Annotated in this window: 26 protein-coding genes; 15 read left to right on the top strand and 11 right to left on the bottom strand. The window is 75.9% G+C overall.

The features are described 5' to 3' along the window. Positions 1–33: 33 nt before the first annotated feature. The gene (locus ACU610_RS12140) at positions 34–630 is read right to left on the bottom strand and encodes a hypothetical protein (RefSeq protein ID WP_446767964.1); all 597 of its coding nucleotides are present in this window, start codon (positions 628–630) and stop codon (positions 34–36) included. Between the two features lie 92 nt (positions 631–722). Here ACU610_RS12140 and ACU610_RS12135 point away from each other — a divergent pair, with 92 nt between their 5' ends. Together ACU610_RS12135 and ACU610_RS12130 are read left to right on the top strand one after the other, a co-directional pair. Continuing rightward, positions 723–1,115 carry a hypothetical protein gene (locus ACU610_RS12135; protein WP_446767963.1) on the top strand — a complete coding sequence of 131 codons (393 nt, stop codon included), beginning with the start codon at positions 723–725 and terminating at the stop codon, positions 1,113–1,115. Positions 1,116–1,234: 119 nt separating this feature from the next. Next, positions 1,235–2,131, top strand: coding sequence for an SDR family NAD(P)-dependent oxidoreductase (locus tag ACU610_RS12130; RefSeq protein ID WP_446767962.1), 897 nt, complete (start codon positions 1,235–1,237; stop codon positions 2,129–2,131). Between the two features lie 9 nt (positions 2,132–2,140). Here the strand turns inward: ACU610_RS12130 and ACU610_RS12125 are convergent, their stop codons facing one another. Further along, entirely contained in the window at positions 2,141–2,866 is a 726-nt protein-coding gene (locus ACU610_RS12125; protein ID WP_446767961.1) for a GAF and ANTAR domain-containing protein, read from the bottom strand. 198 nt (positions 2,867–3,064) lie between these two features. On the opposite strand from ACU610_RS12125, the gene eat reads away from it, so the two are divergent. The 3 genes from eat to eutC all read left to right on the top strand — a co-directional run bounded on the left by eat (position 3,065) and on the right by eutC (position 6,772). Beyond that, complete coding sequence (gene eat, locus ACU610_RS12120; RefSeq protein ID WP_446767960.1) at positions 3,065–4,531, top strand: ethanolamine permease; 1,467 nt, start codon at positions 3,065–3,067, stop codon at positions 4,529–4,531. 73 nt (positions 4,532–4,604) lie between these two features. Beyond that, positions 4,605–6,020: an ethanolamine ammonia-lyase subunit EutB gene (locus ACU610_RS12115; protein WP_446767959.1), complete on the top strand. Its 1,416-nt coding sequence runs from the start codon at positions 4,605–4,607 to the stop codon at positions 6,018–6,020. Then, the gene (gene eutC, locus ACU610_RS12110) at positions 6,017–6,772 is read left to right on the top strand and encodes an ethanolamine ammonia-lyase subunit EutC (protein WP_446767958.1); all 756 of its coding nucleotides are present in this window, start codon (positions 6,017–6,019) and stop codon (positions 6,770–6,772) included. Before ACU610_RS12115 ends, eutC begins: the two co-directional genes overlap by 4 nt. A 269-nt stretch (positions 6,773–7,041) precedes the next feature. On the opposite strand, the gene ACU610_RS12105 is transcribed toward eutC, so the two are convergent. Genes ACU610_RS12105 through ACU610_RS12095 form a run of 3 tightly spaced genes read right to left on the bottom strand, consistent with a single transcriptional unit; the run spans position 7,042 to position 10,168 of the window. Further along, complete coding sequence (locus ACU610_RS12105; RefSeq protein WP_446767957.1) at positions 7,042–8,649, bottom strand: tripartite tricarboxylate transporter permease; 1,608 nt, start codon at positions 8,647–8,649, stop codon at positions 7,042–7,044. After that, entirely contained in the window at positions 8,649–9,164 is a 516-nt protein-coding gene (locus tag ACU610_RS12100) for a tripartite tricarboxylate transporter TctB family protein (RefSeq protein WP_446767956.1), read from the bottom strand. Before ACU610_RS12100 ends, ACU610_RS12105 begins: the two co-directional genes overlap by 1 nt. Then, entirely contained in the window at positions 9,161–10,168 is a 1,008-nt protein-coding gene (locus ACU610_RS12095) for a Bug family tripartite tricarboxylate transporter substrate binding protein (RefSeq protein ID WP_446767955.1), read from the bottom strand. Before ACU610_RS12095 ends, ACU610_RS12100 begins: the two co-directional genes overlap by 4 nt. A 262-nt stretch (positions 10,169–10,430) precedes the next feature. Between ACU610_RS12095 and ACU610_RS12090 the strand changes: the two genes are divergently transcribed. From ACU610_RS12090 to ACU610_RS12080, 3 genes are all read left to right on the top strand, one after another. Beyond that, a complete protein-coding gene (locus ACU610_RS12090; RefSeq protein WP_446767954.1) occupies positions 10,431–12,038 on the top strand; it encodes an ATP-binding protein in 1,608 nt (535 codons plus the stop codon). Beyond that, positions 12,035–12,730: a response regulator gene (locus ACU610_RS12085; protein ID WP_446767953.1), complete on the top strand. Its 696-nt coding sequence runs from the start codon at positions 12,035–12,037 to the stop codon at positions 12,728–12,730. The genes ACU610_RS12090 and ACU610_RS12085 overlap by 4 nt, the downstream gene beginning before the upstream one ends. 82 nt (positions 12,731–12,812) lie before the next feature. Then, on the top strand, positions 12,813–13,208 hold the full coding sequence (locus tag ACU610_RS12080) for a universal stress protein (protein WP_446767952.1): 396 nt from the start codon (positions 12,813–12,815) through the stop codon (positions 13,206–13,208). A gap of 131 nt (positions 13,209–13,339) precedes the next feature. Here ACU610_RS12080 and ACU610_RS12075 read toward each other — a convergent pair whose 3' ends face one another. Continuing rightward, positions 13,340–14,047, bottom strand: coding sequence for a GntR family transcriptional regulator (locus tag ACU610_RS12075; RefSeq protein ID WP_446767951.1), 708 nt, complete (start codon positions 14,045–14,047; stop codon positions 13,340–13,342). Then, a complete protein-coding gene (locus ACU610_RS12070) occupies positions 14,044–15,105 on the bottom strand; it encodes an Ldh family oxidoreductase (RefSeq protein WP_446767950.1) in 1,062 nt (353 codons plus the stop codon). The genes ACU610_RS12075 and ACU610_RS12070 overlap by 4 nt, the downstream gene beginning before the upstream one ends. A gap of 70 nt (positions 15,106–15,175) precedes the next feature. On the opposite strand from ACU610_RS12070, the gene ACU610_RS12065 reads away from it, so the two are divergent. The 5 genes from ACU610_RS12065 to rraA are packed head-to-tail and all read left to right on the top strand — an operon-like array spanning position 15,176 to position 19,111. Next, on the top strand, positions 15,176–15,487 hold the full coding sequence (locus ACU610_RS12065; protein WP_446767949.1) for a putative quinol monooxygenase: 312 nt from the start codon (positions 15,176–15,178) through the stop codon (positions 15,485–15,487). After that, positions 15,484–16,077 carry a cupin domain-containing protein gene (locus tag ACU610_RS12060; protein ID WP_446767948.1) on the top strand — a complete coding sequence of 198 codons (594 nt, stop codon included), beginning with the start codon at positions 15,484–15,486 and terminating at the stop codon, positions 16,075–16,077. Before ACU610_RS12065 ends, ACU610_RS12060 begins: the two co-directional genes overlap by 4 nt. After that, the gene (locus ACU610_RS12055; RefSeq protein WP_446767947.1) at positions 16,074–17,486 is read left to right on the top strand and encodes an aldehyde dehydrogenase family protein; all 1,413 of its coding nucleotides are present in this window, start codon (positions 16,074–16,076) and stop codon (positions 17,484–17,486) included. The genes ACU610_RS12060 and ACU610_RS12055 overlap by 4 nt, the downstream gene beginning before the upstream one ends. A gap of 5 nt (positions 17,487–17,491) precedes the next feature. Beyond that, positions 17,492–18,610, top strand: a complete 1,119-nt coding sequence (locus ACU610_RS12050; protein WP_446767946.1) for an isocitrate/isopropylmalate dehydrogenase family protein — start codon at positions 17,492–17,494, stop codon at positions 18,608–18,610. 9 nt (positions 18,611–18,619) lie between these two features. After that, complete coding sequence (rraA, locus tag ACU610_RS12045) at positions 18,620–19,111, top strand: ribonuclease E activity regulator RraA (RefSeq protein ID WP_446767945.1); 492 nt, start codon at positions 18,620–18,622, stop codon at positions 19,109–19,111. Between the two features lie 3 nt (positions 19,112–19,114). Here rraA and ACU610_RS12040 read toward each other — a convergent pair whose 3' ends face one another. Continuing rightward, complete coding sequence (locus ACU610_RS12040; protein WP_446767944.1) at positions 19,115–19,342, bottom strand: hypothetical protein; 228 nt, start codon at positions 19,340–19,342, stop codon at positions 19,115–19,117. Between the two features lie 18 nt (positions 19,343–19,360). Between ACU610_RS12040 and ACU610_RS12035 the strand changes: the two genes are divergently transcribed. Beyond that, on the top strand, positions 19,361–19,732 hold the full coding sequence (locus tag ACU610_RS12035; protein ID WP_446767943.1) for a hypothetical protein: 372 nt from the start codon (positions 19,361–19,363) through the stop codon (positions 19,730–19,732). Between the two features lie 129 nt (positions 19,733–19,861). On the opposite strand, the gene ACU610_RS12030 is transcribed toward ACU610_RS12035, so the two are convergent. Next, a complete protein-coding gene (locus ACU610_RS12030; protein ID WP_446767942.1) occupies positions 19,862–20,428 on the bottom strand; it encodes a dihydrofolate reductase family protein in 567 nt (188 codons plus the stop codon). Positions 20,429–20,571: 143 nt separating this feature from the next. Between ACU610_RS12030 and ACU610_RS12025 the strand changes: the two genes are divergently transcribed. Then, on the top strand, positions 20,572–20,874 hold the full coding sequence (locus ACU610_RS12025) for a hypothetical protein (protein WP_446767941.1): 303 nt from the start codon (positions 20,572–20,574) through the stop codon (positions 20,872–20,874). A 3-nt stretch (positions 20,875–20,877) separates the two neighbouring features. On the opposite strand, the gene cydC is transcribed toward ACU610_RS12025, so the two are convergent. Together cydC and cydB are read right to left on the bottom strand one after the other, a co-directional pair. Continuing rightward, positions 20,878–24,306 carry a thiol reductant ABC exporter subunit CydC gene (gene cydC, locus ACU610_RS12020; RefSeq protein ID WP_446767940.1) on the bottom strand — a complete coding sequence of 1,143 codons (3,429 nt, stop codon included), beginning with the start codon at positions 24,304–24,306 and terminating at the stop codon, positions 20,878–20,880. Beyond that, the gene (gene cydB / locus ACU610_RS12015; RefSeq protein WP_446767939.1) at positions 24,303–25,319 is read right to left on the bottom strand and encodes a cytochrome d ubiquinol oxidase subunit II; all 1,017 of its coding nucleotides are present in this window, start codon (positions 25,317–25,319) and stop codon (positions 24,303–24,305) included. Before cydB ends, cydC begins: the two co-directional genes overlap by 4 nt. Positions 25,320–25,325: the final 6 nt, after the last annotated feature.

Genomic DNA, 25,325 nt, shown 5'->3' with positions numbered 1-25,325 from the left:
GAGCGTAGGAGCGCCCGCTGACGTCCGGGAGGCTCAGCAGGCGGAGCCCGCCCGGTCGACCCTCCGGTGGTAGCGGGTGCCCAGGGCGCCGCCGAGCAGCGCCCCGACCAGCGTGGCCGCGGCTCCCGCGGCGAGCGTGACCAGGTCGGCCGCGGTGGCGGTGCCCCCGCCGACCGGGATGCGCGGCAGCTCCAGCCGGGCGAGCACGTTGAACTCACTGCCGAGCAGGGCCACGGCACCGGAGCACAGCAGGACGACGACCAGCCCCACCAGCCACACGGCCAGGCCCTGCCGGACGCCGTCGAAGCGGGACATCCGCCCCGCCACGTACCCACCGGCCAGGGAGGAGACGACGAGGACGACGAGCAGCGCCACCGCTCCGCGCCACCCGATCGCCTCGGCCGACGCCCGCTCGGTCAGGCCCGACCCGGTGCCGGCCGCCGACACCAGCGCGAGCAGCAGCACCGCTAGGCCGGTCGCCGACAGCCAGCCGAAGAAGGCCGCTCCCCACTTGGTGCCGCCGAACTCCGACCGCTGGACGGCCATGGCCTCCCGGGACGTGGCCTCCCGGGACGTGGCCTCCCGGGCCATCCCGTCGGCTCCGGGGAGGGGGTGCTCGGTGCGCGCCATGGGGGCCTCCTGGGGAAGATCGGAGCCGGCCGTGCCCGCGGAGTGCCCGGTGCGGGTCAGGAGAAACGACACGCCGGAGAGGGGCGAGAGCGGTGGTCGTGCTGCTGGTGGACGCCGCGAACGTGGTGGGTTCCCGGCCCGACGGCTGGTGGCGTGACCGCGCCGGCGCGACCGCCCGGCTGTTGGGGCGGTTGGCCCTGCTGGCCGGCCGCGAGCTGCCCGTGCCCGGCGGCGGCCAGGTCGTCTGCAGTGAGGTGGTCGCCGTCGTCGAGGGCGCCGCGCGCGGCGTCGACGCCCCGGACGGCGTGACCCTGGTGCGGGCCGAGGGCAGCGGCGACGACGCCCTGGCCGCGTACGCCGCCCGGCTGGCCGCGGAGGGGCGGGCGCAGCTGGTGGTCACCGCCGACCGCGGCCTCCGCGCCCGGCTGCCCGATGGCGTCCCGGTCACCGGCCCCGGCTGGCTGCACCCACTCCTGACCGCGTGACCCGGGGAGGGCCCGACGGGGACTCCCTCGCATGACCCCGAGGAGGGGTGGGTAGAGCCACTCCACCGACGCGCCCGAGGCCGTCTCCGCGTCCGTCCCCTCCCGAGCCGAGGAGCCGCATGCCGCCCGCTGCGCCGTCCCGTCCCCTGACCGCCCTCGTCACCGGCGCCTCGAGCGGGATCGGCCGGGCCACCGTGCACACCCTCGCCGCCCGGGGTGCCCGGCTGGTGCTCGTCGCCCGAGGCCGCGAGGCGCTGGAGGACACGGCGGCCGAGGCCCGTGAGAAGGGCGCGGCCGAGGTCCTGGTCTGCCCGGCCGACGTCACCGACGCCGCCGCGGTGCAGCGGGCGGTCGAGGCCGCCGTCGAGCGCCTCGGCCGGCTCGACGCCGTCGTGCACTCGGCGCAGACCATGGCCTACGGCCGGATCGAGGACGTGCCCCGTCCCGCGTTCGAGGCCGTCGTCGACACCGCCCTGCACGGCACCGCGAACGTCGCCCGCAGCGCGCTCCCGGTGTTCCGCCGCCAGGGTGCCGGACACCTCGTCGTCGTCAGCTCGCTGCTGGCCTCGGTGACCGCACCGCTCATGGGCACCTACGCGGCGGCCAAGTGGGGACAGCTGGGACTGGTCCGCACGCTGCAGCAGGAGACCCGGGACGCGCCGGACGTGCACGTCTCCGCCGTCGCCCCCGGCGGGGTCAACACCCCCATCTACTACCAGGGCGCGACGTGGGCCGGCAGCACGGGCCGGCCGCCGCCGCCGGTGTACTCGCCGGAGCGGGTGGCGCGCGCGGTCGTGGCCCGGCTGGACCGGCCCCGGCGGCTGGTGCAGGCCGGGTTCGCCAACCCGGTCGTCATCGCCGGCTTCCGGTTGCTGCCGGCGGTCTACGACGCGCTGGTCGGCCCGCTGTTCCGCGTGTTCGCCCTCGCGGGGGACGGCGCACCGCCCACCGAGGGCAACGTCTTCGCCCCGCGGCAGGAGCGCAACGCCAAGGACGGCCGCTGGCGGGGCATCTGAGCGGGGCGGTCACCAGCGCTCGCGCCGGTCGGCCAGACCCTCCTCGAACCCGGCGACGACGCCCGCGGCGACGTCGCGGAGCTTGACGTTGCGCCGCTGCGAGGCGATCCGCAGCAGGTCGAAGGCCTGGTCCGCGGTGCAGCGCTCCCGCGCCATGAGCAGGCCGACCGCCTGGCCGATGGTGGCCCGGGTGTCCAGGCCGCCGAGCAGGCTGCGGGCACGGTGGTCGCTGTCGGCGATCCGCAGCGCCACGGCCAGCGCGCCGGTGGCCTGCTGTACCCAGCGGGTCGCGGTGGCCTCGTCGTCGGCGCCGAACACCCGCGGCGCGGTGGCGTAGAGGTTCAGCGCGCCGCTGCTGCGCCCTTCGACGACCAGGGGCAGCGACAGCGACGACCCGATCCCCAGCTCCGCCGCTCGCGCGGGGTAGGGGGCCCACCGCTGCTCGACGACCATGTCGTCGACCCGCACGACGGTGCCGGTGCGCATCGACTCCAGGCAGGGACCGGCGTCCACCTCGTACTGCCGCTCGTCGGCGCGATCGGCCAGCGACCCGGTGCTCGCCACGGTCACCCCGGTGCCGTCGCGGGTCAGCGTCAGCCCGCAGGCCCCGGCGCGGGGCACCTGCCGCGCGGCCAGGTGCACCAGGTCGCCGAGGAAGGAACTCAGGTCCCCTGCCGACGCGAGCAGGGCGAGCAGCTCGCCGTCGTCCGACCGCGTGTCCCGTCCCGGCGTCACTGGTGCCGTCCTCTGCGTCGCGCCCCATCCGGTGGTGCCCGGCCGAGGGAGTATCCAGCACCCCGAGCACCTGCACACGGCTGTCCGGAACGCTGCTGTGAACAGGGTGTTGCGGCCGCCGCGGCCCGTTGACCCGGGCCGGACGCCGGTCCACGCTGGCCCACCCCGCCTCCGGCGGGCCGACCCCCGGAGGCGCCCGTGACCGTCGATCCCACCGCCCGCCCCACCCCGCCGAGGTCCGCGCACGCGGGCGTCGAGGCCGAGCGGGTCGACGCCGGCTACCTGGAGCGGCGCCGGCTGCGCACCGGGACGGCGGGCTGGCTGCTGCTGGCCGGTCTCGGCGTCTCGGCGGTCATCTCCGGGGACTACGCGGGGTGGAACTTCGGCCTGGCCGAGGGCGGTTTCGGCGGCCTGCTCATCGCCACCGTGCTGATGGCGGTCATGTACACCGCGATGGTGTTCGGGCTGGCCGAGCTCGGCTCCGCGCTGCCGACGGCCGGTGGCGGCTACACCTTCGCCCGCCGCGCCCTGGGCCCGTGGGGCGGCTATGCAACGGGCGTCGCCGTGCTCATCGAGTACGCGATCGCGCCGGCCGCCATCGCCACCTTCATCGGTGCCTACGTCGAGTCGCTCGGCCTGTTCGGCATCACCGACGGCTGGTGGGTCTACCTCGCCGTCTACGCGCTCTTCGTCGGCGTCCACCTGCTGGGTGTGGGCGAGGCGCTCAAGGCGATGTTCGCCGTCACCGTCGTCGCGCTGGCCGGGCTGGTGGTGTTCCTGGCCGGGGCGATCCCGCGGTTCGACAGCGACCTCCTGCTCGACATCGCGCCCACCGACGCCGCCGGCGCCTCGGCCTTCCTGCCGTACGGGCTGATCGGCGTCTGGGCGGCCTTCCCGTTCGCCATCTGGTTCTTCCTCGCGGTGGAGAGCGTGCCGCTGGCCGCCGAGGAGGCCCGCGACCCGGCGCGGTCCATGCCGCGGGGGATCGTCGCGGCCATGGGGGTGCTCGTCGTCCTCGCCGTCCTCATGCTGGTCTTCACCCCGGGCGCGGCGGGCTCGTCGGCGATCGCGGGGTCCGGCAACCCGCCGGTCGACGCGCTGGCCGGCGCCGGCGCGCCCGACGGGCTCACCCGGGTGGTCAACTACGCCGGCCTGTTCGGGCTGGTGGCCAGCTTCTTCTCGATCATCTACGCGTACTCGCGGCAGACCTTCGCGCTCTCCCGCGCCGGCTACCTGCCGCGGGCGCTGTCGGTCACCAACGGCCGCAAGGCGCCCATGCTGGCGCTGCTCGTCCCCGGGGCGATCGGGTTCGTCCTCTCCCTGACCGGCCAGGGCGCGATGCTGCTCAACATGGCCGTCTTCGGGGCGACGGTGTCCTACGTGCTGATGATGGTCAGCCACATCGTGCTGCGCCGCCGGGAGCCCGACCTGCCGCGCCCCTACCGGACGCCGGGCGGGACGGCGACCACCGGCGTCGCCCTGGTGCTCGCGGCCGCCGCGGTCGTGGCCACCTTCCTGGTCGACGTCACCGCGGCGCTGTGGACGCTGGCGGCCTACGCGGCCTTCCTCGCGTACTTCGCCCTCTACAGCCGCCACCACCTGGTGGCCTCGGCGCCCGAGGAGGAGTTCGAGCTGCTGGCCGACGCGGAGGAGGAGGTGCGATGACCGAGCTCGCGAGGTCGTCCAGGGACGCAACACCGCCGGGCACGAGAGCGACGAGCGCCGGCGAGGAGGGATCGTGACCGTCCGGCGCAGCACGGTCGGCGGGCACACCTACGAGTTCCCGACGCTGGTGGAGCTGATGGCGAGGGCGACGCCGCCCCGCTCCGGCGACGTCCTCGCCGGCTGCGCCGCGGAGTCGGCCGCCGAGCGGGTCGCCGCGCAGACGGTGCTCGCCGACCTGCCGCTGGCCACCTTCCTCGACGAGCAGGTGGTCGGCTACGACGAGGACGACGTCACCCGGCTGGTCCTGGACACCCACGACCCGGTCGCCTTCGCCCCGGTCGCGTCGCTCACGGTGGGGGAGTTCCGCGACCGGCTCCTGGCCTGGGCCGCCGCCGGGGACGAGGCGTCGATCAGCGGCCTGGCGCCCGGGCTGACCCCGGAGATGGTCGCGGCCACCTCGAAGCTGATGCGCAACGCCGACCTGGTCGCCGTCGGCCGGCGCACCCGGGTGGTCACCGGGCTGCGCAGCACCCTCGGCCTGCCCGGCCGGCTGGCCTCGCGGCTGCAGCCCAACCACCCGACCGACGACCCGCTGGGCGTGACGGCGTCCATCGTCGACGGGCTGCTGCAGGGCTGCGGGGACGCCGTCATCGGCATCAACCCGGCCACCGACTCCCCGGCCCGCACGGTGGCGCTGCTCCACCTGGTCGACGAGGTGATCGGCCGCTACGGCATCCCGACCCAGTCCTGCGTGCTCGCGCACGTGACCACCACGCTGCGGGCGCTCGAGCAGGGCGCGCCGGTCGACCTGGTGTTCCAGTCGGTCGCCGGCACCCAGGCGGCCAACCGCGGTTTCGGCGTCACCCTCGACCTGCTCGCCGAGGCCCGCGCCGGGGCACTGGCGCTGGGCCGGGGCACGGTCGGCACGAACGTCACCTACTTCGAGACCGGTCAGGGGTCGGCGCTGTCGGCCGACGCGCACCGCGGCATCGACGGCCGGCCGGTCGACCAGCAGACGCTGGAGGCCCGGGCCTACGCCGTGGCCCGGCACTTCGACCCGCTGATCGTCAACACCGTCGTCGGGTTCATCGGCCCGGAGTACCTCTACGACGGCAAGCAGGTGCTGCGCGCCGGGCTCGAGGACCACTTCTGCGGCAAGCTGCTCGGCCTGCCGATGGGCGTGGACGTCTGCTACACGAACCACGCCGAGGTCGACGAGGACGACATGGACTCGCTGATGCTCCTGCTCGGCGCGGCGGGCTGCACGTTCCTCATCGCCGTCCCCGGGATGGACGACGTGATGCTGCACTACCAGTCGTTGGCCTTCTCCGACGTCCTCACCACGCGCTCGGTGCTCGGGCTGCGGCCGGCGCCGGAGTTCGAGGCGTGGCTGGGCCGGATGGACCTGCTCGACGACGCCGGCCGGGTGCGGGAGCTGACCGCCGACGCGCCCGCTGCTCGGGCCCTGCTCGCGGCGGCGTCGGCATGAGTTCGGCAGTCGACGCGCCGCTGCCACCCGGCGACGACCCGTGGGCGGTGCTCCGCGCGGCCACCCGCGCGCGGGTCGCCCTCGGCCGGGCCGGCGACGCGCTGCCCACCGCCCGGGAGCTGGAGTTCCGCGCCGCGCACGCCGCCGCCCGCGACGCGGTGCACCAGCCGCTGGACCCGGGACTGGTCCGTGCCCAGCTGCCGGAGGTCGAGCTGGTCGAGGTGCGCTCGGCCGCGCCCGACCGGGCCACCTACCTGCAGCGTCCCGACCTCGGCCGGCAGCTCGCGGAGGGCACGTCGCTGCCACGCACCGACGCCGACCTGGCGGTGATCGTGGCCGACGGGCTCTCCCCACGGGCGGTGCACGAGCACGCCGCCGGGCTGGTGAGCGCACTGATCGAGCGGCTGCCCGGCTGGTCGGTCGCCCCGCTGGTGCTGGCCCACCAGGCGCGGGTGGCGCTCGGCGACGCGGTGGGGGAGGCGCTGGGGGCCCGGGCGGTCGTCGTCCTGATCGGCGAGCGGCCGGGACTGTCGTCGGCGGACTCGCTCGGCGTCTACCTGACCTGGGCCCCGCGGCCGGGGCGGGTGGACTCCGAGCGCAACTGCGTCTCCAACGTCCGCCCGCCGCACGGGCTGTCCTACGCGCAGGCCGCCGACACCGTGGCCGCGCTGCTCGGCGCGGCTCGCGAGCTCGGCGCCTCGGGCGTGGTGCTCAAGGACGAGGGCCCGGCGCTGCCCGCCGGCGCCGGCTGAAGAAGGACCCCGTCCTCCCCACCCCTCGCAGGCTCGGGGCGGGACCCGGGACGGGGCCACCGCGTCGGCGTCGCCGGGCGGACGACCCAGTACGACACCCGGCGACGCCGGCGGGCGCGAGCAGTATCGACCCGCCGTCGGGACGGGGGAAGGGGGCCGGCGGCGACCGGGTGTGGCGGTCGCCCTCCGTCCCGGCGCAGGTGGGGCCGGTCAGCAGGAACGGCGAGGGGGAGGGAGGCCGTCGGCCTCCCTCCCCCTCGCCGTCGTCGTCAGGTCCTGTCGGAGTCCTGCGACCGGTCGGACCTCGCCCGGGCCTCGACCGACACCGCCTCGGTCGTCCCGTGGTGGTGGTGGGCCTCCTCGATCTCGTGCACGGCCTCGTCGATCACCGGCACGTGCGCCTTCTTCGGCAGCACCCGGCGGATCAGCGGGAACAACAGGATCAGCGCCACGATCACGTACACGACCACCGCCACCGGGTCGACGAGCCCGCTGAGGTCGCCGTTGCTGATCTGCAGCGCCTGGCGCAGCTGCTCCTCGGCGAACGGGCCGAGGATGACCCCGATGATCGCCGGCAGCAGCGGCAGGCCGTAGCGCCGCATCATGAAGCCCAGCGCGCCGATGACCAGCAGCAGGAACAGGTCGAACACGTTGGCGTTGGCCGCGTAGGCCCCGAGGCTGGCGAAGAAGAGGATCCCCGCGTACAGGTACGTGCGCGGGATCCGCAGCAGCCGGGCCCAGAGCGGCGCCAGCGGGAGGTTCAGCAGCAGCAGCGCCGCGTTGCCGATGAACAGGCTGGCGATCAGGCCCCACACCAGCGCCGGCTCCGTGTCGAACAGCCGGGGGCCGGGCTGGATGCCGTAGCTCTCGATCGCGGCGAGCATGACCGCCGCGGTCGCCGTGGTCGGGATGCCGAGCGTGAGCAGCGGCACCAGGCCGCCGGCCGCCGAGGCGTTGTTGGTGGCCTCCGGGCCGGCGACGCCCTCGATGGCGCCCTTGCCGAACTCCTCGGGGTGCTTGGACAGCCGCTTCTCGGTGACGTAGGAGAGGAACGTCGGCACCTCGGCGCCACCGGCGGGGACGGCGCCGAACGGGAACCCGATGGCGGTGCCGCGCAGCCACGGCTTCCACGACCGGCTCCAGTCCGACCGGTTCATCCGCGGGTTGCCCACGGGGATGACCTCGACCGGGCGGCGGCGCAGGTGGGCCGCCGTCCAGAGCGCCTCGCCGACGGCGAAGAGGCCGACCGCCACGACGACGACGTCGATCCCCTCGGCCAGTTCGGCGATGCCGAAGGTGAGCCGCTGCTGGCCCGAGGTCGCGTCGATGCCGATGAGGCCGATGGTCAGGCCCAGGCCGAGAGCGGCCAGGCCGCGCACGCGGGAACTGCCGAGGACCGACGTCACGGCGATGAACGCCAGCAGCATGACCGCGAACATGTCCGCGGGCGAGATCTGCACGGCGAGGTCGGCGACGGTGGGGGCGACGAGCGCCAGCAGCAGCGTGGCGATCGTGCCGGCCACGAACGAGCCGATGGCGGCGGTGGCCAGGGCCTGGGCGGCCCGGCCGGCGCGGGCCATCTTGTTGCCCTCGATGGCGGTGACCACCGAGGCGCTCTCGCCGGGGGTGTTGAGCAGGATCGACGTGGTCGACCCGCCGTACATGCCGCCGTAGTAGATGCCGGCGAACATGATCAGCGCGGTGGTGACGTCCAGCCCGCGGGTCAGCGGCAGCAGCAGCGCGACGGCCATGGCCGGGCCGATGCCCGGCAGCACGCCGATGGCGGTGCCGAGCAGCACCCCGAGCAGCGCGAAGGCGAGGTTGGTCGGGGTCAGGGCGGTGGCGAAGCCGTTCCCGAGTTCGACGATGGCGTCCATCAGAGGATCCCCCTCAGGATGCCCGGGGGCAGGACGATGCCGAGCCCCAGGGCGAACAGGTAGAAGCTGCCGATGGACAACGCGACGGCGATCACCGCGTCGCGCACGTAGTGCCGGCTGCCCAGGGCGAAGGCGCTGCCCCAGAACAGGATCGAGCCCGAGAAGACCCAGCCCAGCGGCTCGATCAGCAGGGCGTTCGCGAGGAAGGCCGCGGCGAGCATCGCGACGGTGGCCCAGTCGCTGCGCCCGGTCAGCTCGATGTCCTCGCCGCCCTCGGGCTCACCGCGGCCGCCGCGCCAGACGTCGACGGCCAGGAACACCGAGGTGACGACGAGCAGGCCACCCACGACCAGGGGGACGGCGGCCGGGCCGACCGGACCGCGGGCGATCCGGCTCTCCGGCAGCAGCAGTGCGGAGACGACGACGAGGAGGCCCAGCGCCCCCAGGAACAGGGCCACGCCGAACTCGGAGCGGCCCTGCTCTCGGATCGTGCCTCCCGAGGAGGTGGCGCTCACGTCAGCCCCAGCTGGCTCAGCACGCCCTCGACCCGCTGGCTCTCCTCGTCGAGGAAGGAGCCGAACTCGTCGCCGGTGATGAAGGCGTCGGTCCAGCCCTGGTCCTCGAGCACCTGCTGCCAGGCCTCGCTGTCGTGGACCTGGGTGATCAGGTCGACCTGGCGCTGGGCCTCCTCGGCGGAGATCTCCGGGGCCGCCACGATGCCGCGCCAGTTGGTGAAGGTGAGGTCCACGCCCGCCTCGGTGAGGGTGGGCGCGTCGACGCCCTCGACCGGCTTGTCGCTGGTGACCGCGAGGATGCGGACGTCACCGGAGGCGGCCGGCTCGGTGACCTCGCCGATGCCGGTGGCGGCGAAGGCCACGTCGCCGCCGAGGATGCCGGCGAGCAGCTCGCCACCTCCGTCGTAGGCGACGTAGTTGACCGAGGTCGGCGTCACGCCGACCTCCTGCGCCAGCAGCATCGGGGTCAGGTGGTCGGGGCCACCGGGGTTGGACGCGCCGCCGACGGGGGTGTTGCCCGGGTCGGCCTTCCAGGCGGCGACCAGGTCGTCGATCGTCTGGAACGGCGAGTCCGCCGGGACGACGATCGCCTCGGCCTCCTCGATCAGCCGCGCGATCGGCGTGGTCTGCTCGAGGGTGGCCTCGGACTGGTTGCTGTACTGCGCGCCCACCACGCCCAGGCCCATCTGCATGAGCAGGTCGGCGTTGCCGGTCTCGTTGACCAGGCGCTGCAGGGCGACGGTGCCGCCGGCGCCCTCGAGGTTGAACACCTCGATCGTCTGGGCCAGCCCCTCCTCCTCGGCCACCTGGGCCAAGGCGCGAGCAGTTGTGTCGTACCCGCTGCCCGGTGAGTTCGGGACCATGACCCGCAGGCCGCTGACCGGGCCCTCCTGGGTGCCGCCGCCGGAGGCGGCGCCGCCCTCCGCGGTGGTGCCGCACCCGGTCAGGAGCAGGCCGGCGGCAACCGTGCCGACGGTGAGCCTCCGTAGGGAAGCGTTGCGCATGGGTTCCTCCTGTGTGTCCGGCGGGCGTCCGCCGCTCACAGGGACGGTCGCAACGTGCGTGGCGCGTGTCACGCTTGCGTGCGCATCGGACGTTGTGGTCGTTGTGTGCACGGCGTCGTGTTGCGCCGGCAGGCTCGGCCCGGGTCCGATGGCGTGCCGCGTCCTCGACCAGTCAGGAGTTGCCCGTGACCGAGCTCGCGAGGTCACGTACGGGCACAGCACCGGGGGGCACGGGGCCGACGAGCGCCGGCGAGGAGGGCTCGTGACCCGGCGGCTGTCGCTGGCCGGCCAGCTGCTCGCGCTGCAGGTGGTCATCGTCTGCGTCGTCCTCGTCGGCGTCGCGGCGGTCACCGTCGCCCAGTCGACGCTGCGCGCCGAGGAGGTCGAGGGCCGCCGGGCCCTGGAGGTCGCCGAGACGCTGGCCAACGACCAGTCCACCCGGGACGCCCTGGCTGCCGGCTCGCTCGACTACGTCCGCATCGCGGCGGAGAACAGCCGCAGCAACTCCGGCTCGGAGGACGTCGTCGTCGCCTGGGCCGACCGGACGGTCCTCGCCAGCGCCGATCCCGGGCTGCTCGACCAGCCGCTGGACATCGGGGCCAGCCGGGTGCTGGAGGGGCGGTCCTGGGTGGGTGACGTCGACTTCCGCGACGGCCGGGCCGCGGTGGCCATGGCGCCGGTCTACTCCCCGCGCGGCGACGAGGTGCTCGGGTTCGTGTCGGTGCAGCGCCCCTACCCCGGCATCCTCCAGGGTCTCGCCGCAGCGGCCCCCAACCTGCTCACCTACCTGGGGCTGGCCAGCGTGCTGGGCATCGTCGGCTCGCTGCTGGTGGCCCGCCGGGTGAAGCGGCAGACGCTCGGGCTGGAACCGGCCGAGATCGCCGGGCTGGTCGAGCACCGCGACGCGATGCTGCACGGCATCCGCGAGGGCGTGGTCGGCCTGGACCTGCGTGGCCGGGTGACCCTGGTCAACGACGAGGCGATCCGGCTGCTGCACATCCCCGGCGACGCTCTCGGCCGCACCCTCGACGACCTCGGTGTCGCCGAGGAGGTGCGCGCTGCGTTGCTGTCCAGCGGGGTGGAGCGGGACCGGGCCGTGGGCAGCGCCGGGCGCGTGCTGGTGGTCAACCGGCTGCCGCTGACCAGCCGGGGCCGTCCCCTGGGGTCGGTGGCCACGCTGCGCGACCGCACCGAGTTGCTCGAGCTGCGCCGTGAGCTGGAGCTCACCCGGCACGTCACCGACACCCTGCGCGCACAGGCCCACGAGTTCGACAACCGGTTGCACACCATCGCCGGGCTGATCGAGCTGGGCGAGCCCGAGGAGGCGGTGCGCTTCGTGCACCGGGTCAGCTCCAGCCGCTCGGAGTTCGGCGCCGCCGTCGCCGACGCCGTCCGGGACCCGGCGCTGGCCGCGCTGCTCATCGCCAAGGCCAGCCAGGCCGCCGAGCTCGGCGTGGACCTGCGCGTCGCGCCGGACTCCGCGCTGCCGGTGCTCAGCCCGGAGCTGAGCACGGACGTCGCCACCGTCGTCGGCAACCTGGTCGACAACGCCCTGGACGCCGCCTCGGGCGCCGCCGAGCGCTGGGTCGAGGTGGGCCTGGGCCTGGTGGACGACGAGGTCGACGTCGTCGTCCGCGACTCCGGCCCGGGCGTCCCCCCGGGCATGGAGGCCGAGGTCTTCCGCCGCGGGGTGTCGACGAAGGGCGGCCGGTCCACCGATGACGCGGGGGTCCCCGGCGGCCGCGGAATCGGGCTGTCCCTGGTGCAGCTGGTCTGCACCCGGCGGGGCGGCGAGGTGACGGCCAGCTCGTCGGACGGCTCGGTCTTCACCGCCCGCATCCCGGTCGGCGCGTCGCTGGTGGACGCGTGATCAGGACGCTCATCGTCGACGACGACTTCATGGTCGCCAAGGTGCACGCCGGGTTCGTGGCGGCCCTCGACGGCTTCGAGGTGGTGGGAACGGCGTCCACCGGGGCCGACGCGCTCGCCGCGGTGCAGCGGCTGCGGCCCGACCTGGTGCTGCTCGACGTCTACCTGCCGGACATGACCGGTCTGGAGGTGCTCCGCCGGCTGCGGGCGGACGGCGCACCGGTCGACGTCGTCGTCATCAGCGCCGCTCGGGACGTCGAGAGCATCCGCAGTGCTCTGCACGGCGGCGTCCTGCACTACCTGGTGAAGCCCTTCGACCGGCGGACCTTCGAGAGCCGGCTGCGCGAGTACGCCGCGGTGCGGGCGGAGCTGGCCGCACTGGACCAGGCGCGGCAGGCCGACGTCGACCGGGTGTTCGCCGGCGCGCGCGGCGGGGGCCGGCCCGTGCCCGCCACCCCCAAGGGCATCGCGCCGGAGACGCTGGAACTGGTGCGGGAGGTGCTCGGCGCGGCGGGCGCGGACGGGCTGTCGGCCACCGAGTGCAGCGAGCGCACGGGGCTGGCCCGGGTCAGCGCCCGCCGCTACCTCGAGCAGCTCGTCGCGCAGGAGGAGGCCGACGTCCGCCAGCGCTACGGCACCGCCGGGCGGCCGGAGCGGCGGTTCACCCTCCGCTCCCCGCAGCGTCCCCGGTGAGCGGCGGCGGGTACGCAACGACCGCAACGACCGCTACGGGCACAACCGGAGCCGGGCTCCCGCCGCCGCCTACGCTCCGGCCATGACCATCGTCGTGGGCTACGTCCCCACCCCCGAGGGCGAGGCCGCCCTCGACGCCGCCATCACCGAGGCCCGGCTGCGCGACCAGCCGCTGCACGTCGTCAACAGCTCCCGAGGCGACGTCCTCCAGGACCCCCGGTTCGCCTCGGAGCGGGCGCTGGACCAGGTGCGGGTCAAGCTCGACGGCGCCGGTGTGGTCTACGAGATCGACCAGCGGGTGGCCGGGCACGACGCCTCGGACGAGGTCGTGGACGCCGCCGAGCGGGTCAAGGCCAGCCTGATCGTCATCGGCATGCGCCGCCGGACACCCACCGGGAAGCTGCTCACCGGCAGCCAGGCGCAGCGGATCCTGCTCGACGCGCACTGCCCGGTGCTGGCGGTGAAGGCCACCTACTGAAGAAGGACCCCCTGCCCCCCACCGTGGAAGGACCCCGTCCTCCCCACCCCTCGCTCCGCTCGGGGCGGGACCCGGGACGGGGCCGGCGGCGGGACCCTGCAGGGGGCAACGGGGGCCGGGACCGGTCTCGTTCAGCCGAGCAGGTCGACGCCCTCGCCGGGGCCGGTGGCCAGGTTGCGGAAGATCGTGTCCAGGCTCCGCGCCAGGTGCCCGGCGAGGGCGGCCGCCGCGCCGTCGGCGTCACCGGCGAGCAGCGCGTCACAGATCGCCAGGTGCTCCCCGACGGAGACCTCCACCCGCTCCGGGTCCAGGTGGGAGAGGTTGCGCAGCCGCGCGGTGTGTGGCCGCAGTTCGGCGATGGTCCGCCGGAGGTGCTCGTTCCGGGTCGCGCCGACGACCGCCCAGTCGAACCGGTCGGCCAGTTCGTAGAACGACCGTGACCGGGCCTGCGAGGGGGCGTGCTGCAGGGTGCCCGCGAACGCCTCGCGCATCGCGGCGAAGTCGCGGCGCAGCTCGGGGTCGGCAGCCGCGGCCTCGGTCGCCTGCCGCACGGCCGCGGGCTCCAGCAGCGCGCGGAACTCGAAGAGGTCGCGCACGCTGCGGGCCGACACCCGGGAGACCCGGGCGCCCTGCCGGGGGACCAGGTCGACCAGGCCCTCGGCGGCCAGCCGGCGCAGCGCCTCGCGCACCGGCGTGCGGGAGGCGCCGGTACGGGCCACGAGGGACAGCTCCGACAGCGGCGTTCCCGGTGCCAGCTCGCCGAGCTCGATCTCCTCCCGGAGCCGCCGGTGGACCAGCTCGGCCTTGCTGGCCTCCTCGCGCTGGGGATCGGCCGTCACGCCCGTGCTCCCGGGGGGAACGGCACGCCGGTCTCCGCGCCGAGCCGGTGCAGTTCGGCGAGCGCGTCCCGGGCGAGCACGACGCCCCCGGCGGCCAGGTTCGCGGCCTCGGCGCGGTCCTCGACCTCACCCGGGGTGAACACCTCGTCGAACCCCTGCGCCAGCGGCACCGACCCCACCTCCTCGACCAGCTGCCGCACCCGCTCCCGGTACCCGGCCGGGTCGCCGAAGGCGGCCGGGTCGAGCGCGAGGAACAGGTGCCCGGCGCCGCTGCGGGCCTCCGGCTCGTAGGGTCCGTGGACGCCGGTGCCGACGGCGCTGCCGGTCAGCGCGCCGGACAGCACGTCCATCATGAAGGCGATCGCGTACCCCTTGTGCCCGGCCATCGGCAGGACCACGCCGAGCACCCCCTCTGCCGGATCGGTCGTCGGCCTGCCGTCCGCCGTCAGCGCCCAGGACCCGGGGATCGACTCGCCACGGCTCCTCGCCAGGTAGATCTTGCCGCGCGCCACCGCGGTGTTCGCGATGTCGAGGGCGAGTACGCGCCCGTCGGGACCGGGGGCCGCCATCGACCACGGGTTGGTGCCGATCCGCTTCTCCCGGCCACCCCACGGCGCCATGGCCGGGCTCGCGTTGGTGGTGAGCAGGGCGACGAACCCGTCCCGCGCGGCCCGTCGGGTGAACCACATGGCGGTGCCGAAGTGGTTGGAGTTCCGCACACCCACGACGCCGACCCCGTGCTGTCGCGCCCGCTCGGTGGCCAGCGCGCGTGCCCGGTCGGTGAGCACCTGGCCGACGCCGTCCCGGCCGTCGAGGAGCACCAGCGGGCCGGTGTCGGTGAGCACGGTCGGCTCGGTCACCGCGCGCATCGCCCCCGACCGCAGCCGGGCCGCGTACCAGGGCAGGCGCAGCAGCCCGTGCGAGGAGTGCCCCCACAGGTCGGCCTGCACCAGGCTGTCGGCGACCAGTGCCGCGTCGTCGCCCGGCACGCCGAGGGCGGTCAGGACCCGGGTACCGAACGTCCTCAGTGGCTCCGGCTCCAACCGATCTCCCGTCACCGCTTGCCTCCTCCACAGATTGTGTGCTGATCTGTATACAGATTCGCATACAAACCGTGGGAGGTCGAGGGTGTTCAGCTTGGTGGTCCAGATGGAGGTGCGGCCGGGCCGGCGGGAGGAGTTCCTCGCCGGCATGGCCGCCAACGCCGAGGCGTCGGTCCGTGACGAGCCGGGGTGCCTGCGGTTCGACGTCAGCTCGGTGGAGGCCGACGAGAACCGCTTCGTCCTCTACGAGCTCTACGCCGACGCGGACGCCTTCGCCGCGCACAAGGCGTCCCCGCACTTCGCCGCCTGGCGCGCGATCGCCGGCGACGTCCTGGTCGGCCAGGTCAACACGCCCGGCCACCTGCTGGTCACCCACACCGCCGAGGAGTCCGCATGAGCACCCAGCCCGTCCCGCCGTCGATGGTCCTGCGCCCGCAGGAGATCGAGCGCTTCGACCGCGGCAGCGGCGTCGTCACCATCCCGTTCGTCGGCAGGTGGAACTGCGCGGAGAACCGGGTCACCACCGGCATGACCGTGTTCTCACCCGGCACCGGCATCCCGCTGCACTCGCACAACGTCGAGGAGTCGGTGCTGGTGTACGAGGGCGAGGCCACCGCGGTGATCGGGGAGGACGAGTTCGAGCTGGTCGCCGGCCAGGCGACCTGGGTGCCGGCCGGTGTGCCGCACTGCTTCCGCAACCGGGGCGAGGGGTCGATGACCATCTACTGGGTGTACGGCGGCCGCGACGTCACCCGCACCATCACCGCCACCGGCGAGACCTTCGAGCACCTGTCCGACAGCGACCGTGGCGCTGGACCCGCGCGCCAGGGGGACAGCGCTGGACCCGCGCGCCAGGGGGACAGCGCTGGACCCGCGCGCCAGGGGGACAGCGCTGGACCCGCGCGCCAGGGCGACAGCGCTGGACCCGCGCGCCAGGGCGACAGCGCTGGACCCGCGCGCCAGGGCGACAGCGCGAGCCGGGCATGAGCGCCGTCGTCACGGTCGACCCCGCGACGGGGCGGCGACTGGCCGAGTACCCCACGTTCTCGGACGCCGATGTCGACGCGGCCCTCGACGCGGCCGCCGCCGCGCAGGCCGGCTGGGCGGCGCTGCCGTTCGCCGACCGGGCGGCCGTGCTGCGCCGGGCCGCCGCCCTGCTGCGGGAGGACGTCGACGAGCTGGCACTGCTCGTCACCCGCGAGATGGGCAAGCCGCTGGCCGAGTCCCGCGCCGAGGTCGAGAAGTGCGCCACCGCCTGCGACTACTACGCCGAGCACGCGGCGGCCGTCCTCGCCGACGAGCCGGTCGACGCCGCCGCCGACCGCAGCTGGATCGGCTACGAGCCCGTCGGCGTGGTGCTGGCGGTCATGCCGTGGAACTTCCCGCTCTGGCAGGTGCTCCGCTTCGCCGCACCGGCGCTCCTGGCGGGCAACGCCGCGCTGCTCAAGCACTCGCCCAACACGACCGGCTGCGCGCTCGCGGTGCAGCGGCTGTTCGCCGCCGCCGGCGCGCCGGCCGGTCTGTTCACCGCGCTGGTCGTCGCCGAGCCGGACGTGCCCGCGGTGACGACGCGGCTGATCGGCGACCCGCGCATCGGTGCGGTGACCATCACCGGCAGCGAGCGGGCCGGCCGGGCGGTGGGCGCTGCCGCGGGCGACGCGATCAAGAAGTCGGTCCTGGAGCTCGGCGGCTCCGATCCGTTCGTCGTCCTCGCTGACGCCGACCTGCCGCGCGTGGCGCACCTCGCCGCTCGCGGGCGGTTCCTCAACGCCGGCCAGAGCTGCATCTCGCCGAAGCGACTGGTCGTGGACGCCGCCGTCGCCGCCGAGTTCACCCGGCTGCTGGTCGCCGAGGTGGAGGCGCTGACCGTCGGGGACCCGACGGCGCCGGGGACGGACGTCGGCCCCATGGCCCGGGCGGACCTGCTCGAGGGGGTGCACCGGCAGGTCGAGGCCTCCGTCGCGGCGGGCGCCCGGCTGCTCACCGGCGGCCGCCGCCTCGAGGGCCCGGGCACCTTCTACGCCCCCACGGTCCTGGCCGACGTCCGGCCCGGGATGCCCGCCCACGACGAGGAGGTGTTCGGCCCGGTCGCCGCGGTCCTCGCGGTGGACGGGGACGAGGAGGCCGTGCGGGTCGCGAACGACACCCGCTTCGGGCTGGGCGCCAGCGTCTGGACCGCCGACCCCGAGCGCGGCATCGGCGTCGCGCGGCGGATCCGGTCCGGCGCGGCCTTCGTGAACGCGATCGTGGCCTCCGACGTCCGCATGCCCTTCGGCGGCACCCGCGCCAGCGGCTACGGCCGGGAGCTGGCCGCCGCCGGGATCCGTGAATTCGTCAACGTCCGCACGTGGTGGGTGCTCGACGAGCCCGCTGCGACGGCCCCCGCATCGGAGTGATCACCATGAGCAACACCCCCTACCGCCTCGGCGTCCTGCTCGGCGACGGGATCGGCCCGGAGATCGTGCCGGCGTCCGTGCACGTCGTGGACGCCGCCCTCGCAGCTGCCGGCGCGGCGCCGGTCGAGTGGCAGGAGCTGCCGCTGGGCGCCGCAGCGATCGAGACGCACGGCAGCGCCATCCCCGGCCTCACCCTGGAGGCGCTGGCCGGCCTCGACGGCTGGCTGCTCGGCCCGCACGACAGCGTCGCGTACCCGGAGCCCTTCCGGTCGCAGCTCAACCCGAGCGGCACGCTGCGCAAGCACTTCGACCTGTACGCCAACGTGCGGCCGGCGCGTGCCTTCGAGGGCGGCCGGGCGATCGCCCCGGACGCCGACCTGGTGGTCGTGCGCGAGAACACCGAGGGCTTCTACGCCGACCGCAACACCCACGCGGGGACCGGTGAGTACATGCCGACCCCCGACGTCGCGATCGCGATGGGCGTCTTCACCCGGCCGCGCATCGAGCGCATCGCCCGGGCGGCGTTCGAGCTCGCCCGCAGGCGGCGGGGGAAGCTGACCGTCGTCCACAAGGCGAACGTGCTGCAGCTCAGCTCGGGCCTGTTCAGGCGCGTCTGCCTGGAGCTGGCAGCCGAGTACCCCGACGTGGCGGTGGACGACTTCCACATCGACGCGATGACGGTGCACCTGCTGCGCCGGGCCGCCGACTTCGACGTCGTCGTCGCCGAGAACATGTTCGGCGACATCCTCTCCGACATGACCGGCGAGCTGGCCGGCTCGCTGGGTATCGCGCCGTCCCTCAACGCCTCCGACGACCGCGCCATGGCGCAGGCGGCCCACGGGTCGGCGCCGGACATCGCCGGCAGGGGCCTGGCCAACCCGATCGCCATGATGCTGTCGTCAGCCATGCTGCTCGACTGGCTCGCCACCCGGCACGGCGACCCGCGCGTCACCGACGCCACCGAGCGGCTGCAGTCCGGGATCCGCGCTGCCGTGCGCGACGGCGTCAGCACCCGGGACCTCGGGGGCACGGCCTCCACGGCGCAGTTCACCGACGCCGTGGTGGCCCGCATCGCCGCGGAGGCGTCGGCCGTCGGCGTGCCCGTCGACCCGCGAGCCTCATAGCGTGGCCGCATGACCGACGAGCAGCCGCCCGCCACCACCGACCTCTCCGACGACCATCCCGAGGCGCAGGTGTGCGACCCGGTGTTCCAGGCCTTCGGCGGCCGGCCGGCGTTCAGCGGGCCGGTCACCACGCTCAAGGTCTTCGAGGACAACGCCCTGGTCCGCGCGGCGGTCGAGCATCCGGGGGAGGGGCGGGTGCTCGTCGTCGACGGCGGCGGCTCCCTGCGCTGCGCGCTGTTCGGCGGCAACCTCGCCGTCCTCGCCGCCCGGAACGGCTGGGCCGGCGTGGTGGTCAACGGCGCGGTGCGCGACGCCGACGAGCTCGACGCCCAGCCGATCGGGGTGCGCGCGCTGGCCACCCACCCGCGGCGCAGCGTCAAGGGCCTGCACTCGGGTCAGGCGGGGCTGCCGGTCGTCTTCGCCGGCGTGGTGTTCCGCGAGGGGGAGTGGCTCGCCGCCGACCGGGACGGCGTCGTCGTGCTGCCGGCACCGCCGGCCTGAGCGTCAGCGGCGGCGCAGCGCCCGGGCGAGCCGGTGCCCGCGCCCGGAGACCAGCTCGGCGGTCGTCACCGGCTGGGGGACGTCGGCCAGCGCGGCGTGCCGCTCGCGCAGCCGGGTGCGGATCTCCTCGGGGGTGTGCGCCCGGCGCGGCCGCTCGCCGCGGGCCAGCACCACCCCGGTCGCCGCGACGCCGGCGAGACCGGCCAAGCCGAGCAGCTTCGACACCCGCACGGCCCTGACGGTAGCGCCGTGCCCGAGTTGAGCCTGGACGAGGCGGTCGACCCCACCCGCACCGACGACGTGTGGGTCGTCCGCGGCGGCTCGGTGGCCGACCGGGCGATCCGGACCCTCAGCAACGCCCCGGTCAACCACGTCGGGATGGCCGTCGTCCTGGAGGACCTGCCGCCGCTGCTCCGGCACGCCGAGCTCGGCCGCTCGCTGCCTGCGTGTGGACCGGTCAGCACCAGCGCGGCGTCCAGGCACGACCTCGCCGACGCCGTCCGCACCTGGCGGCAGTGCTACGGGCAGCGGGCCTGGCTGCGCCGGCTGGTCGGTCCCGCCGACGACGGCGGCGTGACCCCGGAGACGGCGTCAGGACCCCCCTGCCCCGGCACCCCGTAGGAGGACCCCGTCCTCCTCACCGCTCGCAGGCTCGCGGCGAGCCTCTGGACGGGCCGGCCGGGACCCTGGAGGGTGGCCGCTCCAGTCCGTCACCGGGCTCGAGGCAGCACCCGCAGAGGGGTGGTCGCATCAGGCGTCCCGGCGCACCCGGTAGGTCGTCTGCACCATCCCGCCGGGGAAGGTCCGGGTCCGCACGTGCTCGAGCTGCACGTCGGCCGGCAGCGGCCCGAACGGCGTGTGTCCCTCGCCGATGAGCACCGGCACCCGGGAGAGGGTCAGCTCCCCGACCAGCCCGGCGGCGAGGAAGTCGTGCACCGTCCGTCCGCCGTCGACGTAGACGCGGCGGTACCCGGCGGCGGTCAGCGCGGCGACCGCCTCGTCGAACGAGCGGTGCAGGGTGATGCGGGGATCGGGCGCCAGCGCGGAGCTCAGGACGTGCACGGGCTTGCCCTGGTACGGCCACTCGGCCAGCGGCGCGATCACCTCGTAGGTGCCGCGGCCCATCACCAGCGCGTCGATCCCGGAGACGAACTCGGCGAACCCGAAGTCGCCGCCCTCGCCGGCTCCGTCTCGACCCGCCCCACCCCCGCCGCCCTCGTCGCCGCCGGTCAGCCAGGCGAGGTCGCCGTCCGGACGGGCGATGAACCCGTCGACGCTCATGCCGAGGAACACCGAACCGGTGAAGGGCGCGTCCATGTCGGCAGAGTGCCCGACGACCCTGACGGACCGGGCGGACCGGCCCTGGTATCACGCCGGAGATGTCGGTCCTCTGGGGTAGGCATGGAGTCGTCCTCCCCGGCGTTGAACCCGACGCGGGGGAACCGCTCAGGAGAGTCACCATGTCCGTTCCCGACCACCACACGCACTGGGCTCCACCTGACATCGCGCAGGACCTCCTCGCGATCGCCCGGACGCCGGGCGCCGCGCCGCCCCGGGAGATCCACGTCCGTCCCGAGCTGCACGAGCGGATGCTCGCCCAGCTGACGCCCGACGAGCGCGCCGCGGTCGTCGGGTGTCACGTCCTCGGGCCGTCCCCGGGAGTGCCGCTCGTCGTCGATCCCGACCTGCCGGGCTTCCCCGGCTTCGAGGTCGTCCGCGCCCGGCCGGAGGCTCCCCCCCAGCCACACGCCGCCGCGGCCTGAACGTCAGCCGGCGAGGGCGGCCTGCGTCGCGCCGATGCGGACGACCGTGTCGCCGGGCTCCTCGACGGTGTCGTCGTGGGTGACGCAGACCACCACCCGGCCGGTGAGCCCCGTCCGCAGGTCACGCAGCAGCGCTGCGGCGGTGGGCGGGTCGAGGTGCGCGGTCGGCTCGTCGAGCAGCACGACGTCCCGGTCGGCCAGCAGTGCCCGCGCCGTGGCCAGCCGGCGCCGCTCGCCGCCCGACAGCGCCGTGCCACCCGCGCCGACCGCGGTGTCCAGCCCCGCGGGCAGCGCGGTCAGCAGCCCGCCGAGGCCGGTGGCGTCGAGGACCGCGCGCATCCGGGCCTCGCCGTCCGGCCCGGCCAGCTCGCCCCGTGGCGCGGCCAGGGCCAGGTTGGCGCGGATGCTCGAGGCGAACACGTGCGCGTCCTGCGGCAGCCAGGCGATCCGGGAGCGGACGCCGTCCCCGGTCAGCCGCGCGGCGTCGACGCCGCCCAGCGCGTACGTGCCCGCCCGCGGCCGCAGGGCGGCGAGCAGCACGGCGAGGAACGTCGACTTGCCGGCGCCCGAGGGCCCACGCACGACCAGCCAGCCGCCGTCCGCGTCGGCCCGTGTGGTCAGGCCGCCGAGCACGTCCGGGCCGCCGGGCCACCCGGCGACCAGGCCGTCGGTCGCCAGCGTGCACACCGGCGCGGGGACGGTGCGCGGGTCGGCGGGGTCGGCCGGCACCGGCGCGGTGAGGACGGCGTGGAGCCGGTCGCGGGCGTCGGCGAGCGTGCCGCGCCGCTGCAGCGCGGGGACCAGCCCGGCCAGCGGCTCGGCGAGGGCCAGCGGGGCCAGCGCCACCGCTGCGATCGCCGGGCCGGTCACCCCGGCCGCGGCACCGGCAGCCGCGGCGGCCACGGCGGCCAGCCCGGTGCCGAGGACGACGGCCCCGGTACCCAGCGCGCCGGCGCGGGTGCGGGCGCGGTCGGCCGTGGTGCGGTCGGCGGCGAGCGCGGCGAGGTCGGCCGCCGTCCGCCCGGCCAGGCCGTGCGCCCGCAGGTCGGCCGCGCCCTCGAGCGCCGAGGTGGTGTCGCGCAGGGCCGCCACCCGCAGCGCCGCCTCGGCGCGCGCGGCGCCGGCGTCCACCCGCCGGTGCGCGACCAGCACCAGCGCGACGCTGACCAACAGGACCGCCGCCGCCGCGCCGGCCGCGGCGGGGGAGACCAGCGCCAGCGCGCCGACGGTCACGGTGGTCACCGTGCCGGCCACCAGGGCGGGCGGGACGACGCGCACCGAGAGGTCCTGCACGAGGCCCACGTCGCCGACCACGCGGGCCAGCGCCGAGCCCGGCGTGCGGTCGGCGGCGATGCCCTGGGCGGCCAGCGCCCGCCAGACCCGCACCCGGAGGTCCGCGGCCAGCCGGAGCGCGGCGTCGTGCGCGGTCATCCGCTCCACCCACCGCAGCCCGGCGCGGCCCAGCCCGGAGGCCCGGACGCCGACGATCGCGACCAGCAGGGTGAGCACCGGCGGCATCTCGGCGGCCCGCACGATCAGCCAGCCCGAGACCGCGGTGAGCGCCACCCCCGCGCCGGCCGAGGCCGTGCCGGCGGCGACCGCGCGCACCAGCGCCCGCCGCGGCCAGCGCAGCCCGCCACCCGCGCCTCGGGCGGCGGGATCGGCGGTCTCGTGGTGATCAGGTGCTGAGGGCCGCGCGACCGCCGGCCTCGCGGGCACGGGAGCGAGGGCGGGGACCGGGGTGGGCACCGCGGCCGCGGAGGGCAGGTCGACGGTGCGGTCGGCGAGGGCCGCGAGTGCGGGGTCGTGCGTCACCAGCAGGACGGTCACCGTGCCGCGCAGCCCGGCCAGCTCCGCGGCCACCCGAGCGGCGGAGGCGTCGTCCAGGTGTGCGGTCGGCTCGTCGAGCAGCAGCAGCCGGGCGCCGCGCCGGATCCGCACCAGCGCGCGGGCCAGCGCCACCCGCTGCAGCTCGCCGGGGGAGAGGCTGGTGCAGTCGCGGCCGGCCAGATCGGCGGCGCCGGCCCGGGTCAGCGCCTCGACGACGTGGGCCTCGCCGGCCGGCTCGTCTCCGACGTCATGACTCCCGCCCGGCCCCGAGCCCGCGTGCCGGCGCAGCTCGTCGGCGACGGTCGCGCCGGTCGTGCGCGGGTGCTGCGGGACGTACGCGACGCCGCCGGCCGGGACGCCGGACACCGCGCCGTGCACCTCCGCGGCCGGGTCGGTCAGCCCGGCGAGGACGGCGAGCAGTGTCGACTTGCCCGAGCCGCTGGCGCCGCGGACGGCGACCAGCTCCCCCGGCCGGACGGCGAGGTCCACCGGGGGCAGCGCCGGGACCGTGCGGCCGGGGAAGCGGACGCTCAGCCCGGTGACGGCGACGTCGGCGCCGCGCGGGTCGCCGTCGTCGTCCGCCACCTGGGCGGGGTCACCGACGGACGCGGGGCCGGCGACCGGAGCTGTGTCCATCGGACCCGAGGCCGGCGCCGCCAGCACCACCCGGGCCTCGGCGGCGGCCAGGGCGGCGTGCTCGCCGGCGTGGTGGGCCGCACCGAGGGCGCGCAGCGGCGCGAAGGCCTCGGGCGCGAGCAGGAGTGCGGTCAGGCCGACGGCGAGGTCGAGGTCGCCGTGCACCAGCCGCAGGCCGACGGTGACCGCGACCAGCGCCACCGAGAGCGTGGCGAGCAGCTCGAGCACCAGCGCGGAGAGGAAGGCCAGCCGCAGGACCGACAGCGTGCGCCGGCGGGCGGCCTCGCCGAGTTCGGCGAGCGCCGCGGCCTGCTCGGCGGCGCGGCCCAGGCCCACCAGGACCGGGAGCCCACGGACCAGCTCGGCCACGTGCGCGGCGATGCGGTCCAGCGCCCGGGCGGCGGCGGTGGTGCCGTCGCGGGTGGTCAGCCCGACCAGCACCATGAACAGCGGCACCAGCGGCAGGGTCACCGCCACCAGGCCGGCCGAGAGCAGGTCGGTCCAGGCCAGGACGACGAGCAGCACCGGCGGCACGACCAGCGCCTGTGCCAGCGCGGGGAGGCGGGTGGCCAGCGCGGGCCCGAGCTCGGCCAGCCGGGTGGTGGCCAGCAGCGCGGCCGGGCCGGGTCCGCCGGCCGCGGCGACCGCGGCCGGGGAGGCCGCGAGCCGGGCGGTCAGGGCGGTCCGCAGCTGCTCCTCGGCGCGCCGGGCGTCCCGCGCGGCCGTCAGCTCGCCGGTCCAGCCGGCGACCGCGCGGAGCACGCCACCGGCGGCGGCCAGGAGCAGCGGGCCGGTCAGCGCGCCGTCGTCCTGACCGGCCGCGCGGGCGACCGCGTGCGCCAGCCCGGCCGCCAGCAGCACCAGCCCGGCGACCTGGCCGAGGGCGGCGGCCGCCGCGCGGACCAGCGCCCCGGTCGCCCCCGGGACGTCGGCCAGCGGACCGAGCGGTCCCCGGCCGGACCTCACGCGTGCGCCCCGGCGGGCTCGCCGTGCTGCGGCTCCGCGGTCAGCCGCTTGCGGAACACCCAGTAGGTCCACGCCTGGTAGCCGAGCACCACGGGCAGTCCGATCCCGGCGGCCCAGGTCATCACGGTGAGCGTGTAGTCGCTGACCGAGGCGTCGGCGATCGTGACGTCGAACGCCGGGTCGATCGTCGAGGGGACGACGACCGGGTACGCGGCGCCGAACAGCGTCGCGGCGGCCGCGGCCAGCATCGCGCCCCACGCGGCGAAGGCCTGGCCCTCACGGCCGACCCGCAGGCGCGCCCACGTGACCAGGACGGCCAGCGCGGCGACCAGCCACAGCGCCCCGGTGACCGGCGTGCCGTACCGCAGGTGGACCAGACCGGCCCAGGCCAGCAGCGGGAGTGCGGCCACCGGCGCCCACCGCAGGGCGAAGCGGCGGGCGGCGAGCCGCAGCGGGCCGTCGGTCTTCAGGGACAGGAAGACCGCGCCGTGCACGACGGAGAACGCGAGGACGGCGACCGCGCCCAGCAGCGCCGACCAGCCCAGCCCGGAGAACGCGCCGCCGACCCGGTTGCCGTCGGCGTCGATCGGCAGGCCGAGGGTGGTGGCGCCGAGCGCGGCGCCGATGCCGGCCGCGGCGATCAGCGAGCCGGCGGTGATCACCCGGGTCCAGGTCGCGTCCCACGCCTCCGTGTGGTGCGAGTGCCGCCACTCGAAGGCGACCGCCCGCACGATCAGCCCGAACAGCACCAGCACGAACGGCAGGTACAGCGCGGGCAGCCAGGTCGCGTACCAGCCGGGGAAGGCGGCGAACACCGCGCCGACGGCGGTGATCAGCCAGACCTCGTTGCCGTCCCACAGCGGGCCGATGGTGCGCAGCATCAGGTGCCGCTCGGCCGGACGGCGGCCGAGCACCGGCAGCAGTGCGGCGACGCCGAAGTCGAAGCCCTCGAGCAGCAGGAAGCCGGTCCACAGCAGCGCGACGGCGGCGAACCAGAGGGTCTGCAGGTCCACGGGAGG

Source organism: Geodermatophilus sp. URMC 61, assembly GCF_052931555.1.
The sequence above is the reverse complement of the archived record's forward strand: the minus strand, read 5'-3'. Positions and strand labels throughout refer to the sequence as shown.